This is a genomic window from Pigmentiphaga sp. GD03639, assembly GCF_029845405.1.
GTDB classification, from domain to species: Bacteria; Pseudomonadota; Gammaproteobacteria; order Burkholderiales; family Burkholderiaceae_B; genus Pigmentiphaga; species Pigmentiphaga daeguensis.
Genome location: NZ_JAOCLR010000005.1, coordinates 267,976 through 281,378 on the forward strand (window position 1 = coordinate 267,976; position 13,403 = coordinate 281,378).

12 protein-coding genes and 1 other RNA gene are annotated in these 13,403 nt (G+C 68.3%); 5 read left to right on the forward strand and 8 right to left on the reverse strand.

The genetic code is table 11. The annotated features are described in order from the left end of the window. Genes N5K27_RS07925 through N5K27_RS07940 form a run of 4 tightly spaced genes read left to right on the forward strand, consistent with a single transcriptional unit; the run spans nucleotide 1 to nucleotide 4,573 of the window. Complete coding sequence (locus N5K27_RS07925; RefSeq protein WP_279815627.1) at nucleotides 1-1,560, forward strand: AMP-binding protein; 1,560 nt, start codon at nucleotides 1-3, stop codon at nucleotides 1,558-1,560. Then, entirely contained in the window at nucleotides 1,557-2,534 is a 978-nt protein-coding gene (locus N5K27_RS07930) for a tripartite tricarboxylate transporter substrate binding protein (RefSeq protein ID WP_279815629.1), read from the forward strand. The genes N5K27_RS07925 and N5K27_RS07930 overlap by 4 nt, the downstream gene beginning before the upstream one ends. 51 nt (nucleotides 2,535-2,585) lie before the next feature. Further along, entirely contained in the window at nucleotides 2,586-3,596 is a 1,011-nt protein-coding gene (locus N5K27_RS07935) for an MBL fold metallo-hydrolase (protein WP_087841744.1), read from the forward strand. Further along, nucleotides 3,596-4,573 carry a fumarylacetoacetate hydrolase family protein gene (locus tag N5K27_RS07940; RefSeq protein WP_087841745.1) on the forward strand — a complete coding sequence of 326 codons (978 nt, stop codon included), beginning with the start codon at nucleotides 3,596-3,598 and terminating at the stop codon, nucleotides 4,571-4,573. Before N5K27_RS07935 ends, N5K27_RS07940 begins: the two co-directional genes overlap by 1 nt. A gap of 9 nt (nucleotides 4,574-4,582) precedes the next feature. Here the strand turns inward: N5K27_RS07940 and N5K27_RS07945 are convergent, their stop codons facing one another. The 7 genes from N5K27_RS07945 to N5K27_RS07975 form a co-directional block, all read right to left on the reverse strand. Further along, a complete protein-coding gene (locus N5K27_RS07945; RefSeq protein ID WP_279815632.1) occupies nucleotides 4,583-5,140 on the reverse strand; it encodes a LuxR C-terminal-related transcriptional regulator in 558 nt (185 codons plus the stop codon). Between the two features lie 53 nt (nucleotides 5,141-5,193). After that, nucleotides 5,194-5,605, reverse strand: an RNA gene (gene rnpB, locus N5K27_RS07950) — RNase P RNA component class A. 11 nt (nucleotides 5,606-5,616) lie between these two features. Beyond that, nucleotides 5,617-6,447, reverse strand: coding sequence for a DUF3025 domain-containing protein (locus N5K27_RS07955; RefSeq protein WP_132980535.1), 831 nt, complete (start codon nucleotides 6,445-6,447; stop codon nucleotides 5,617-5,619). Next, on the reverse strand, nucleotides 6,429-7,484 hold the full coding sequence (pyrC, locus tag N5K27_RS07960; RefSeq protein WP_087841747.1) for a dihydroorotase: 1,056 nt from the start codon (nucleotides 7,482-7,484) through the stop codon (nucleotides 6,429-6,431). Before pyrC ends, N5K27_RS07955 begins: the two co-directional genes overlap by 19 nt. Before the next feature lie 134 nt (nucleotides 7,485-7,618). Further along, complete coding sequence (locus tag N5K27_RS07965) at nucleotides 7,619-9,127, reverse strand: amidohydrolase family protein (RefSeq protein WP_279815635.1); 1,509 nt, start codon at nucleotides 9,125-9,127, stop codon at nucleotides 7,619-7,621. A gap of 93 nt (nucleotides 9,128-9,220) precedes the next feature. Further along, nucleotides 9,221-10,414 (reverse strand): M20 aminoacylase family protein, encoded by a 1,194-nt coding sequence (locus N5K27_RS07970; RefSeq protein WP_279815648.1) that lies wholly within the window; start codon nucleotides 10,412-10,414, stop codon nucleotides 9,221-9,223. A gap of 52 nt (nucleotides 10,415-10,466) precedes the next feature. Then, nucleotides 10,467-11,306, reverse strand: a complete 840-nt coding sequence (locus tag N5K27_RS07975; RefSeq protein ID WP_165963321.1) for a DUF3047 domain-containing protein — start codon at nucleotides 11,304-11,306, stop codon at nucleotides 10,467-10,469. A gap of 254 nt (nucleotides 11,307-11,560) precedes the next feature. Between N5K27_RS07975 and N5K27_RS07980 the strand changes: the two genes are divergently transcribed. Next, nucleotides 11,561-11,932 carry an SWIB/MDM2 domain-containing protein gene (locus tag N5K27_RS07980; RefSeq protein WP_087841749.1) on the forward strand — a complete coding sequence of 124 codons (372 nt, stop codon included), beginning with the start codon at nucleotides 11,561-11,563 and terminating at the stop codon, nucleotides 11,930-11,932. Nucleotides 11,933-12,009: 77 nt separating this feature from the next. Here N5K27_RS07980 and N5K27_RS07985 read toward each other — a convergent pair whose 3' ends face one another. Then, nucleotides 12,010-13,095 (reverse strand): PQQ-dependent sugar dehydrogenase, encoded by a 1,086-nt coding sequence (locus N5K27_RS07985; RefSeq protein ID WP_279815638.1) that lies wholly within the window; start codon nucleotides 13,093-13,095, stop codon nucleotides 12,010-12,012. Between the last annotated feature and the right edge of the window lie 308 nt (nucleotides 13,096-13,403).

Here is a 13,403-nt window from a genome sequence, read left to right on the forward strand (position 1 = left end):
ATGAATGTCGTCCAACTACTGGTCCGCGCGGCGCGGACCCACGGCGATCGCCCGGCCGTCTACCACGGCGCCTCGCGGCTGCTCGACTACCGCGGGCTGGCCGCGCGCGCGGCGGCCATCGCCGGCGGCCTGCGCGGCCACGGCCTCAAGCCCGGCGACCGGGTGGCGCTGTTCATGCCCAATTGCCCGCAATACCTGGAAGCCATGTACGGTGCCTGGTGGGCCGGGCTGGCGGTCGTGCCCATCAATGCGAAGCTGCATCCGCGCGAGGCGCTGTTCATTCTGGAGCATGCCGAGGCCGGCGCGCTCTTCACCGCCCCGGAACTGGCCACGGGCCTGCTGCCCCTGCTGGGCGAGGCGCCGGCGATCCGTCGCGTGTTCGAGACCGGCACGGCCGGCTACCGGAACCTCTTGGACGCCTCCCCGGTGCCGCCCGCCCCGCGCCGGCCCGAAGACCTCGCCTGGCTGTTCTATACCTCGGGCACCACCGGGCGCCCGAAGGGCGTCATGCAGACGAACCGTATGCTGCTCGCCATGACGGCCTGCTACTTCTCGGACGTCGATCCGGTGGATGCGGACGACGCCGCCGTGTATGCCGCGCCCATGTCCCATGGCGCGGGGCTGTACAGCCTGCCGCACATGGCCGCCGCGGCACGCCACGTGGTGCCGGAGTCCGGCGGCTTCGATCCCGCGGAGCTGGCCGCCCTGGCGGCCGGCGTGGACCGGCTGTCGATGTTCGCGGCGCCCACCATGGTCAAGCGGCTGGTGGCCCACCTCGAGGCCACGGATGCCGATCCGTCCGGCTTCAAGACCATCGTCTACGGCGGCGGCCCCATGTACGTGGAGGACATCCGGCGCGGGCTCGCCGTGATGGGCGACCGCTTCGTCCAGATCTACGGCCAGGGCGAGTCGCCCATGACGATCACGGCGCTGTCCCGCCGGCAACTGGCCGACCGGGGCCATCCGCGCTGGCTCGAGCGCCTGGCCTCGGTGGGCTACGCCCAGTCCCAGGTGGAGATACGCGTGGCCGACGAACGCGGCGAACCGCTGCCCGACGGCGAGATCGGCGAAGTCCAGGTGCGCGGCGACGTGGTCATGGCCGGCTACTGGCGCGATCCCGAGGCCACCGCCCGGGCGCTGCGCGGCGGGTGGCTGTGGACCGGCGACGTCGGCGTGCTGGACGCGGAAGGCTTCCTGACGCTGAAGGACCGCTCCAAGGACGTCATCATCTCGGGGGGCTCCAACATCTACCCGCGCGAAATCGAGGAAGTGCTGCTGGCCCATCCCGGCGTGGCCGAGGTCGCGGTGGTCGGCGCGCCCGACCCGGAATGGGGCGAGGAGGTCGTGGCCTTCGTCGTGCCCCGGGGCGGCCCGCCGCCGGACCCGGCCGCGCTCGACGGCCTGTGCCTGGACCGGATCGCGCGATTCAAGCGCCCCAAGCGCTACCGCTTCGTCGATGCACTGCCCAAGAACCATTACGGCAAGGTTCTGAAAACCGAGCTCAAGGCCGCGCTTGCCGGCGGCCGCAACGAGCCAGCCCCTCCCAAGGAGACGACATGAAGACCCCTGTTGCACGCTTGTTCGGCCGCGCCGCGCTGGCCCTCGCTCTGGCCGCCTCCTGGCCCGCCCACGGATCGGAGAAGAACTTTCCCACGCGGCCCGTGAAGGTCATCATCCCGTTCGCGGCCGGCACCTCGCCCGACGTGGTCATGCGCATCGTCGGCCAGAAGCTGGGGGACATCTGGGGCCAGTCCGTGATCGTCGAGAATCGTCCGGGCGCCGGCGGCGCCATCGGCGCGACCGCGGACGCGCAGGCCCAGCCCGACGGCTACACCTTGCTCTATACGGTCAACTCGGTGCTGTGCGCCAACCCCCACCTGTACGGCAAACTGGGCTACGACGCCTTCAAGAGCTTCGCGCCGGTGTCGCTCATGGTCAACCTGGGCTACGTGCTGCTGGCCCGGAGCGACCTGGGCATCAACAACGTCGCAGAGATGGTCGCCTATGCGAAGAAGCATCCTGGCAAGCTCACCTACGGGTCCGCCGGCAACGGCTCGGGCAACCACATCGTGATGGAGCTGCTGACCAGCATGACCGGCACCCGCATGCTGCACGTCCCCATGAACACGAACAAGGTGCTGGCGCTGCTGAGCGGGCAGATCGACCTGGCCATGGAGCCCTACACCAACGGCGTGGCCGCCGCGCGGGACGGCAAGGTCCGGCCGCTGGCGGTGACGCTGGCCAAGCGCAGCGAAAACATCCCCGACGTGCCCACCGTGGGCGAGACCGTGCCCGGCTACGTGGCCGATGCCTGGCACGGCCTGTTCGCCACCGCGGGCACGCCGCCCGAGGTCGTGGACAAGATCAGCGCCGACGTCGCCCGCGTGCTGGCCATGCCCGACGTGCGCGAGCGCCTGGCCACCGCCAGCCTGGAGCCGGTAGGATCGACCCCTGCCGAACTGCGCGACATCGTGCGGCGCGACTACGACAAATGGGGCGCCGTCATCCGCAACGCCAACATCCGGCTCGACTGAGCTACCACCTGTGAATATACATAGAGCGCGGGACAACCAGAAGGAGACGACATGACGACCTCGACCGCCAAATGGCGCTTCACCAAGGGCTTGCACGATCTGGGCAACGGCCTGCACGCCTACCTCGTTCCCGACGGAAGCTGGGGCTGGTCCAACGCCGGGCTGATTTCCGACAGTGGCGAATCGCTGCTGGTCGATACCCTGTTCGACCTGCCCATGACGTCCGAGATGCTGGCCAGCATGCGCGACGCCGTGCCCGCCGCGAAGCGGATCGGCGCCCTGGTCAACACCCACGGCAACGGCGACCACACCTTCGGCAACCAATTGCTGGAGGGATCGCGCATCATCGCTTCCAACGGCTGCGTGGAGGACATGAAGCACCGCCCACCCGAACAATACGCAGGATGGCAGAAGGACTGGCCGAACATGGGCATGGCCGGCAAGTTCTGGCAAGAGGTGATCGGTTCGCGGTTCGACTTCAGCGGCATCCGCCTGACGCTGCCCACCGAGACCTTCGACCACCGCATGGACCTCAAGGTCGGTGACAAGGAAGTCCAGCTCATCGAAGTCGGCCCGGCCCATACGCGAGGCGACGTACTGGTCTACGTACCGCAGGACCGCACCGTCTTCACCGGAGACATCATGTTCGTCGGCGCGCATCCGGCCATCTGGACCGGCCCGGTCTCGAACTGGATCGCCGCCTGCGACCGGATGCTGGAGTGGGACGTCGAGACCATCGTGCCCGGCCATGGCCCGATCACGGACAAGGATGGCGTGCGGGAATTCCGCGACTATCTGGTCTACCTGCTGGCCGAGTCCCGCCGCTGCCTCGAAGCGGGCATGTCCTTCGAGCAGGCGGTGGACGCCATTTCGATGGACCGCTGGGCGAACTGGGGCGAGGACGAACGGCTGTGCGTCAATGTCTACGCCTGCTACCGCGAAATCTCGGGCGGCGCGCTCCCGGCGCCCAACGTCATGGACATGCTGGCGCTGATGGGCAAACGCCATTTCGCCCGCAAGCAGCACGCCTGCGGACACGACCACTGCGATGGGAACCACTGATGAAACTGACCACCTTCCTCGCCCCCGGCGGCGCGGCGCACATCGGCGCGCTGCTGCCCGGGGAAAGCGCGATCTCGGACTTCACGGCGGCCGACGCCGCGCCCTATTTCCGCAGCATGCTGGACCTGATCGATGCCGGGCCGGCGGCGCTGGACCACGCGCGACGGCTGGTGGAGCGCCCCGCGGCCACCCATGAAGTGTCGGCCGTCGCCCGCCTGGCGCCCCTGCCCCAGCCGCGCCGCCTGCGCGACTGCCTGTGCTTCGAGACGCATTTCCGGCAATCGCGCGCCAACCGCCATCTGTTCGGCATCGGCACGCAGCGGCTGGACCCGGCCTCGGTCGAACTGCCGCGCGTCTGGTACGAACGCCCCATCTATTACAAGGGCAATCCCTTCAGCGTCGTGGGCGACGGCGCCGACGTGCACTGGCCGGCGTACTCGCAGGTCATCGACTACGAGCTGGAGATAGGCATGGTCACCTCGCGCGGGGGCAAGAACATCCCCGTGGCCGAGGCCGCCTCCCATATCTTCGGCTACACCATCTTCAACGATTTCTCGGCGCGCGACGCCCAGTACACCGAGATGCAGGGCGGCCTGGGCCCGGCCAAGGGCAAGGACTTCGATACCGGCAACGCCATGGGCCCCTGGCTGGTCACCGCCGACGAGATCGCCGATCCCCAGACGCTGACCATGGTCACCCGGGTCAACGGCGAGGAATGGTCGCGCGGCAACTCCCGGGACATGCACCATACCTTCCTGGACATCCTGGCCTACGTCTCGTCCGACGAAACCCTGTACGCGGGCGAGGTCCTGGGATCGGGAACGGTGGGGGGCGGCTGCGGCAACGAGCTGGGCCGCTTCCTGAAGGACGGCGACGTGCTGGAACTGGAGGTCAGCGGGCTGGGCACGCTGCGCAACCGCATCGTGGCGCCGCACGTCCCGTCGCCGCCGCCGTTTCCCATCCGCATCCCGGTCTAGGGGTCGGGGCTACGGCAGGCCCAGCAGGCGGGAAATGAGCTCGCCCACGGTCCGGGCCTCGAGCTTGCGCATCAGGCGCAGGCGATAGGTCTCGACCGTGCGCGGACTCAGCGCGAGGTCCTTGGCGATCTGCTTGCTGGTCCGCCCGGCCAGGATCTGGGCCGAGATCTCCCGCTCGCGCGGCGTCAGCGCCAGGCGGACCGGACGCACCGGCCGCAGGTCCTCGAACACCCAGATGGCGCAGGCATAGGGCTGGGCCGAGTCCACCGGCTGCCCGGATACCGCGCACCAGAACAGCTCGCCGTTGCGATGGACCATGATGCGCTCGTCGCGGTGGATGCCCTCGGCCAGCATGCTGCGCACGCCACGCGCGCCGATGTCCTCGTACTCGGCGTGCGACGGATACAGCATCTCGGTGGTCTGCCCCACCAGTTGCTGGCGGCTGTAGCCGAACATCCCGGCGAACGCCCGGTTGCAGCGCTCGATGACGCGGTCGCGCGTCACCAGGAGGCCGACCGGGGCCAGTTCGAAGGCTAGATCCAAAGGGGTGGGCAGGGCTGCGGTCATGGGGCTCGCGGCGATGGGCTTGCCCCGGATGGATGGCCAGGCGCAAAGAATCAAGGCAAAGCAGATCGATAGGCCGGATTCTGTACACGGGCATCGCCCGCGGGCAGTCATTCCTCTGGGCCGGCCGTTGCCGGACGGCTCTAGCCACCTACCCGCATGCTCGGACGGACCGCCCTGTGCGGCCGAAGCCGCGCGCATGCCTATTTGGTGTTGCTCCGGATGGAGGTTGCCGCGTTTCACCCTGCCGCGACTCGCACGGTTGCCCATGCGAACGGTACGGAGTGGCCGTACCGGTGCGGACATCGTCCGCCCTCGCCGCAGACTCGTCTCTGTGGCCCTGTTCCTCGGCTTCGCGCCCGGGCTTGCGCCCCGGCGATCGCCGGACGGCCGTTAGCCGCCATCCTGTCCTGTGGAGTCCGGACCTTCCTCGATGCCCGAAGGCACCGCGACTGCCTGATCTGCTCTGCGCGTGTATTTTACCGCTGACGGGTGCGGCCGGGGCGGAAAACCTCGGGATCGTCGTAGAACCCCGGCGTCGTGTTGTCGGGCCACCAGCCGGGCAGGCCCAGCACCGGCAGCGGGCAGAGGTCGCGCGCGGTGAAGAAGGGCCAGTTGTCCAGCCAGTCGGCCACCAGCCGGTCGACGGTGGTCCGCCGCTGCTGGGGCGAAGCGCGGAAATACGAGTCGTCGACCGGCACGATCAGCGTGTGGGCGGTGATGGCCTTGTAGGGCCGCACCAGCTTTTCCAGCAATCCGTGGCCGATCGCCCAGGGTTCGGTCTGCATCAGCGTGGCGGTGCGGCGTTCGACGAACAGCTTACGCCAGTCGAAACGGCGCAGGGCCTGGGCCAGCTCGTCGCTGGAGCAGGCCAGCACGAGCCCGTTCTCGTCGAAGATGGTCACGGCGTCGCGCAAGGAGCCCCGCCCCTCGGCCGCCGGCGCTTTCTTCAGCGCGCGTGCCTGCATCGCGTTCAGCCGTGCCTTGGTCTGCGGGAAGGCGAACCACACCAGCCCGTTGAAGAGATCGTGCAGGTTGTCGCGGGTCGGCACACGGCCGGTCTGGTGGATGTGCGCCTCGTAGGCCCGGCCTTCCGGCAAGTCGGCCTGTGGCACGAAGACCAGCGGCTTGCCCGAGGCCACCCGCATGCGTCCGCGCGCGCCGTGGCCACCCTCGCCCGCCGTCAGCAGCCGGTTCAGGCTGTCGCACAGGGGCTCCTCGCCCGCGGACGCCAGCAGTTCGCCCTTGTGGGCGACGCCGGCGAACCAGGGCTGGCCCCAGTCGATGTGGGTCAGATCGAGACCCGCCACGGCAAGGTCTCCCCGCTGGCCAGCGGCACGATGGTCTGTTGGCCGAACGACAGTTCGTCGGGAATCCGGAAGGGCTCGCGCACCAGCGTGAGCTTGCCGGTATTGCGCGGCAGGCCATAGAAATCGGGGCCGTGGAAACTGGCGAAACCTTCCAGCGCGTCCAGCTTGCCGGCGTCGTCGAAGGCCTTGGCGTACAGCTCCATGGCGTGCAGCCCCGTGAAGCATCCCGCGCAGCCGCAGGCGTGTTCCTTCAGGCCGCGCGCATGCGGCGCGCTGTCGGTACCCAGGAAGAAGCGCGGGTTGCCGCTGGTGGCGACTGCCACCAGGGCCTGGCGATGCGTCTCGCGCTTGAGCACCGGCAGGCAATACCAGTGCGGACGCATGCCGCCCTGGAACAAGGCATTGCGGTTGTACAGCAGGTGCTGGGGGGTGAGGGTGGCCGCGATCGGCCCCTCGGCATCGCGCACGTACTGCGCGGCATCGGCGGTGGTGATGTGCTCGAACACCACCTTCAGGGCCGGGAAGGCGCGGCGCAGGGGAATCATGACCCGGTCGATGAAGACCTGCTCGCGGTCGAACACGTCGATGGCGGGATCGGTGGCCTCGCCATGGGTCAGCAGCGGCATGCCAACCTCCTCCATGGTCTCGAGCACCTTGGCGCAACGGCCCAGCAGGTCCGTCACGCCGGCATCCGAGTTGGTCGTCGCCCCGGCCGGATACAGCTTGACGGCGTGGATTGCGCCCGACTCGCGGGCGCGCCGGATTTCCTCGGGCGCCGTATTGTCGGTCAGGTACAGCGTCATCAGCGGCGTGAACGCTTCCGGCCCGATGCCGCTCTTGCCGAGCGCGGCCAGGATGCGGTCCCGATACGCCAGCGCCTGGGCCGTCGTGGTGACCGGCGGCTTCAGGTTGGGCATGATGATGGCCCGGGCGAACTGGCGTGCGGAGTGGGCGGCGACGGCCTCGAGCGCCTCGCCGTCGCGCAGGTGCAGGTGCCAATCGTCGGGGCGGGTGATGGTAAGCGTGGAAATGGTCATGGATGCGGCCAAGGGGCGTCTCGAAGGATCGGCCGGCGCGGGCAGGTACGCCGCACCCGCGCCGGCCCGGTAGCCCTCATTTTACGGCCCGAATCCGGCCCGGCGCCAACTTCCGCGCCCGCGCCCGCCGCCGCTCATCCTTTCCGGTTCAGGTCGCCCAGGTTTTCCTTGCTGTTCGGGATGATGCCCTCGAGCCGCTCGTGCATCTTGCTCCCGGCCCGCGCGGCCAGGTCCGCGACTTCCTGGACGTCCAGCGTCGCGTGCCGCCCTCCCTGCAGCAACACGCGTCCGCCGACCATTACCGTATCGACGTTGGCGGGCATGCCCGAATAGACCAGCGAGTAATACGGGTCGATCACCGGCGCCATGTTGATGTCGCGCTTGCGGACCAGGATGATGTCGGCCTGCTTGCCGGCCGACAGCGATCCGATGATGTCGTCCATGCCGAGCACCTTGGCGCCGCCCAGCGTCGCGATCTCGACGATGCGGCGCGGTTCGAGCTTGCGGTCGACGTCGGCGCGCTGCTTGTGGGCCCAAAGCAGCGCCCGCATGACCGTGAAGAAATCCCCCGTCGCCAGCGCGCTGGACGCGTCGACCGACAGGCTCAGGCTGGCCCCCAGCGCCTCCAGCTCCGCGAACTGGATGTAGCCGTTGCGCACCGTCGAGTACGGGATCTCGATAGCCGGCGACATGCTGAACTGCACCTGCTTTTTCACCATCAGTTCACGCTCGGCGGCGGTAAACCCCTGGGTGTGGATCATCAGGATGTCCGGCCCCAGCAGGTTGCTTCGATCCATCAGCCCCACGAGCCCGTGCGCCGTGTCGCCATAGTGCAGCGAGATCGGCAGCCCCAGTTCCCTCGACGCCCGCACCTCGCCGACGAAGGTCTCGTCGCTGCCGCCGGCCTTCAGTACGGCCGGCGTCGGCAGCTGCAGGTTGACGCCCAGCCTCAGCCGCGGATCCGCCCGGCCCCACTTCGCCAGCGTCGCCTTGACGCCGGCCAGGTCCAGGCGCTCGCCCCGGCCGGGCGTGCCGTACGAGAAGCGGGTGCGCGCCCCCACGTCCAGCGCCGCGCGGATCTCGGCATCGGCATGCGCGACCGAGCGCGTGTTGTGCGAAAAATTGTTCAGGCAGGTCACGCCCGAGAGCAGTTCCTGCATCAGCCCGAACCGGACCGAATGGAAGGCATCGGCCGGCGTGCACAGCGGCGCGGCTCGATTCGTCGTGGGGAAATAGCCGCGCAGGGGATCGTCGCCCCGCACCGAGCCCCGCAGGAAGGCATTCCAGAGATGGGAATGGGCATCGACGAAGCCGGGCATGACGATCATCCCGCGCGCGTCGATGACCTGCGCGCCGGGCGCGGACAGCTTGCGGCCCACCGCGACGATGGTGCCGTCGCGTACGTGGACGTCGCCTTCGGGCAGGTCGCCCACGTTCCGGTCCATCGACAGCACATGGCCGCCGGAAATCAGGAACTCCCGGCCCGGCGTCCGCGCGCCTTCAGGCTGGGCCTGGGCCCGTGCGTGGCTCGACAGGGCGGCACCGGTCCCGGCCACCGCCGCCGCCATCGCACCGCGCAGGAAATCCCGCCGGTCCAGGCCGCCGCCTGCGGCGTGCGCCGCCGCGCGCTGTTCGTTCGCCATGCCATCCCCCTTTTTTTACTTTAGGTCTACAAATTTTATTCCTAAAGCAATTGGTGGCAAGGCTGGTGCAAACCCGCCCCCTTTGGGGCAGGCTCAATCCACGACCGGCATGCTGCGTTCGACCAGCGAAGCCATGATGCCCGCGCCCAGGGGGATCACCGCGTCGTTGAAATCGTAGTTGCTGCTGTGCAGGAAGCAGCCCTGTTCCGCGCCGCCCTGTCCCAGCCGGAAATAGGCGCCCGGCCGCCCTTGCAGCATGAACGAGAAATCCTCGGCGCCCATCGACGGCGTCAGGTCGCGGATGACGTTTTCCTTGCCCAGCATCGCGGTCGCCACGTCGGCCACGAAATTGGCCTCCCGCGGCGTGTTGATGGTGGCCGGATAGATGCGGTCGTACTTGAGCGTGGCCGTCGCCCCGAAGGCGGCGGCGATCGACGACGACAGGTCCCGCAGCCGCGTCTCGACCATCTCCTGCACCGTGCGGCGGAAGGTCCTCACCGTGCCCACCAGGCGGACCTCGCGCGGAATCACGCTCATCGCGCCGGGGTTGCCGGCCTGCACCGAACAGATGGACACCACCGCGGAATCCAGCGGATTGACGTTGCGCGAGACGATGGACTGCGTCGCGGTGATGATCTGCCCCGCCACCACCACCGGATCGATCGTCTGGTAGGGGTGCGCGCCATGGCCGCCCTTGCCCTCGATGACGATCTCGAAGCGGTCGGAAGCGGCCATCATCGGCCCGGGATTGATGCCGACCTTGCCGGCCGGCAGGCCCGGCCAGTTGTGGAGGGCGTAGATTTCGTTACAAGGATAGGTGTCGAACAACCCGTCGTCCATCATCGCGCGGGCCCCGCCCAGCCCTTCCTCGGCCGGCTGGAAAATCAGCACCGCGGTGCCGTCGAAGTTGCGCGTCCTGGACAGATAGCGCGCCGCCCCCAGCAGGATGGTGGTGTGGCCATCGTGACCGCAGCCATGCATCAGGCCCGGCTTGCTGGAACGGTGCGCGAAGGCGTTGTCCTCGGCCATCGGCAGCGCGTCCATGTCGGCCCGCAGGCCGATCATGCGGCCGCTGTCGCAGCGCCGGCCGTGGATGATCCCGACCAGCCCGGTCTTGCCTATGTTCCGGTGCACCTCCACGCCCAGCAGCTCCAGCGCCTTGGCAACGATGCCCGAGGTGCGCACCTCTTCGAATCCTAGCTCGGGATGCGCGTGCAGGTCGCGCCGCAGCAGCGTCAGATCATCGTGAAACTTGCGTATGGCTTCCAGCGGCGAACGCAACGCCACCCCAGCATCCATTCCTGCTCTCCGGTCCTGCGGCCGCTCGGCGGCCCGAATGTCAATCGATAACCGGTCCGTCCGGGAGTTCCCCCAGCGCGGTACGACTTGGTGTCAAAAGCTGAATGTCGCCATACCAGCTCTCGGCGTAGCTCCGGGTATTGTCCGTATCGGTCATGACCCCGACGCCGATCAGCGTGCCGGGCTCCTCTCCGAACAACTCGATGTAGTCCTGCACATAGTTGCGCTCGTAGTCCAGCCAGCGTCCCGTTCGCTCCGGGCCGGACTCGACCACCTTCAGGCGGATGCGGGACGTATGGGCATTGGCCAGGCTGGCGCCCACCGGCTTGGCGGAGTCCCAGGTGTAGATCAGGGTGGCGTAGGGCATCTCGCGCCCCAGCAGCATGCGCGCGGTATCGGCCAGCATCTGGTCCCGCAGGGGCAGCTTGCGCCAGTCGCCGTCGAAGGCCAGCACCAGGCGGGCTGGAGCGTCCTCGGTCTCGGGGCGGGAACTGTCGGCCCGGTCGATCATCGCATCGGTGCGCCAGGACCAGCGCACATACGGAGCCTGCGCGGCGGGCAGGTTCACCGGCACCCACATCCCGCTCGCGGCGGACTCCGCCACGGCATGCAACACCGGACGCTCGTGCCCGCCCACGCTGGCGCGCGCGAGCTGGTAGCGGGTCCTGGTCTTGTCGGACCGGATGATCCAGGGCCGCCATCCCGCCGGGGCCTCGCCCACGGCCGAAGGCGATTGGGACAGCATCAATGCCGCGGCGCCGTCGATCGGTTCCGCCGGGTCCACCCGCTCGGAAGTGGGGCCGGCACAGCCCGCGAGCAGCGCCGCGAAGGCCAGCGACAAGGCGGACGACCGGATACGAAACGGAACAAATGCAAACATCGGCGGGCGCATCCCGACTGGGTGTAGACGGCAATGTGACCATTCTAGCGGCCATAGCGGCCCCCCAAGCGTTGCATCCCCGTCTAAAACCCCGGGGAAACGCCGTTTCTGTTGGAATTTTGTTGTGGCTTTGCCCAGCAAGGCGATATGCTGCGCTCGCGGGGTTATTCCGCAGTTCTGGAGTCTGCCTCTCGCGCACTGCGGTGTGGCCCTGCCAACGATCTGACGATTGAACCCCTTTTTAGGAGTACAGCATGGCCACAGCCAAGAAGGCGCCCGCGAAGAAAGCCGCGCCCGCCAAGAAAGCCGCTCCGGCTAAGAAAGCCCCGGCAGCCAAGAAGGCCGCTCCGGCCAAGAAGGCCGCGACCAAGGCTCCCCGCAAGGTCAACGCCGCCTTCCTCAAGCCCATGACCCCCAGCGCCACGCTGGCCGCCATCATCGGCCCGGCCCCGCTGCCGCGCACCGAAGTCACGCGCAAGATCTGGGAATACATCAAGAAGCACAAGCTGCAGGATCCCAAGGCCAAGCGCAACATCAACGGCGATGCCAAGCTCAAGGAGCTGTTCGGCAAGCCCAGCGTCGACATGTTCGAGCTGACCAAGATCGTCAACGCGCACCTGAAATAAGCAGGCCGCCCCGGCTCGCGGGGCTCCCGCCGGCGCCCGGCCAACGCGGTCCGGGCGCCCTGCAGGTCTTGCCCGGCCTACGAGCCTGCGGCGCCCGCGCCGCGCAGGACCAGTATCTTCCCCTGCCTGGCATCGGTCAGCAGGTACAGTTCTCCCGACGGTCCCATCACGACATCGCGGATCCGGCTGCCCAGATCGGTTAGCAGGCGTTCCTCGCGCACGACTTTTTCGCCGTCCAGTTGCAGCCGTATCAGCGCCTGGCCGCTCAACGCCCCGGTGAACAGGCTGCCGGTCCACGAGGGAATGGCTTGGCTCGTATAGAATGCCAGCCCGCTCGGGGACACCGACGGCACCCAGCTGTACAAGGGCGGCTCGAAGCCCCGCGGTGAAGCCTCCTGCCCGATCCTTCCGCCGCCATATTCTTCGCCATACGTGTACAAGGGCCAGCCGTAGTTCTTGCCAGCCCGCACGACATTCAGCTCATCGCCCCCCTGGGGGCCGTGCTCGACCACCCATAGTTCACCGGTGCGCGGATTCAACGCCGCCCCCTGGGGGTTGCGATGGCCCTGGGACCAGATCTCGGGCAGGGCACCCTTGTCGCCGACGAAGGGGTTGTCGCGCGGCACGCTGCCATCATCGTTGATCCGGACGACCTTGCCATGATGCGTGTTCAAGCCCTGCGCGTCCGGCCGGGTCTGGCGGCTGGAGCGTTCGCCCAGCGTGATGAACAGCTTGCCGTCGCGCGCAAAGACCAGGCGTGATCCGAAATGCAATGTGCTGGCGAACTTCGGAGCCTGGCGGAAGACCACCTGGGAATCGGCGAAACGCCACTGGCCGCCGTCCTGCACCAGCTTGCCGCGAGCCACCGCGGTGCTGTTGCCTCCATCGCCCGCCTCCGCATAGCTCAGGTACACCAGGCCGTTGCGTGCGAAATCCGGATGTAGCACGACGTCCAGCAAGCCGCCCTGGCCCCGGGCATCCACCCGGGGCACGCCCGCCACCGGCGCCGAGAGCTGCCCCTGCCCGGAAACCACGCGCAAGCGCCCGGGCCGCTCGGTCACCAACGCGCCACCTTGGGGCAGCAGCGCCAAGCCCCATGGATGCTCCAGGCCCTCGGCCCAGGTGGACAACGTCACACCGGCGGGCAGGGCCGCACGGGCCATCGGTACATCCTTTCCCGGTCGCACAGGCTGCGCCACCGACGCGAAGGCCACTGTCATGCCCAGAGCCAGGGTCCATCCCGCCATCCATCGCACTGATCTCATGTCGTTCTCCTTGTCCGCGATCCTTGCTTGACCGGGAAAAAGGCGCGGCCGTTCCCCTGCGGCGCCACAGGATACGGAATTACAGGAAACAAGAGGTAGGGAAAGGCTTCCCGCAGAATGCGCGGCCGTGAAAGACAAAACCCCCGGCCGGGTTTCCGGTCGGGGGTTTTGAGGGAGGGTAGCCTGACGATGACCTACTTTCACAG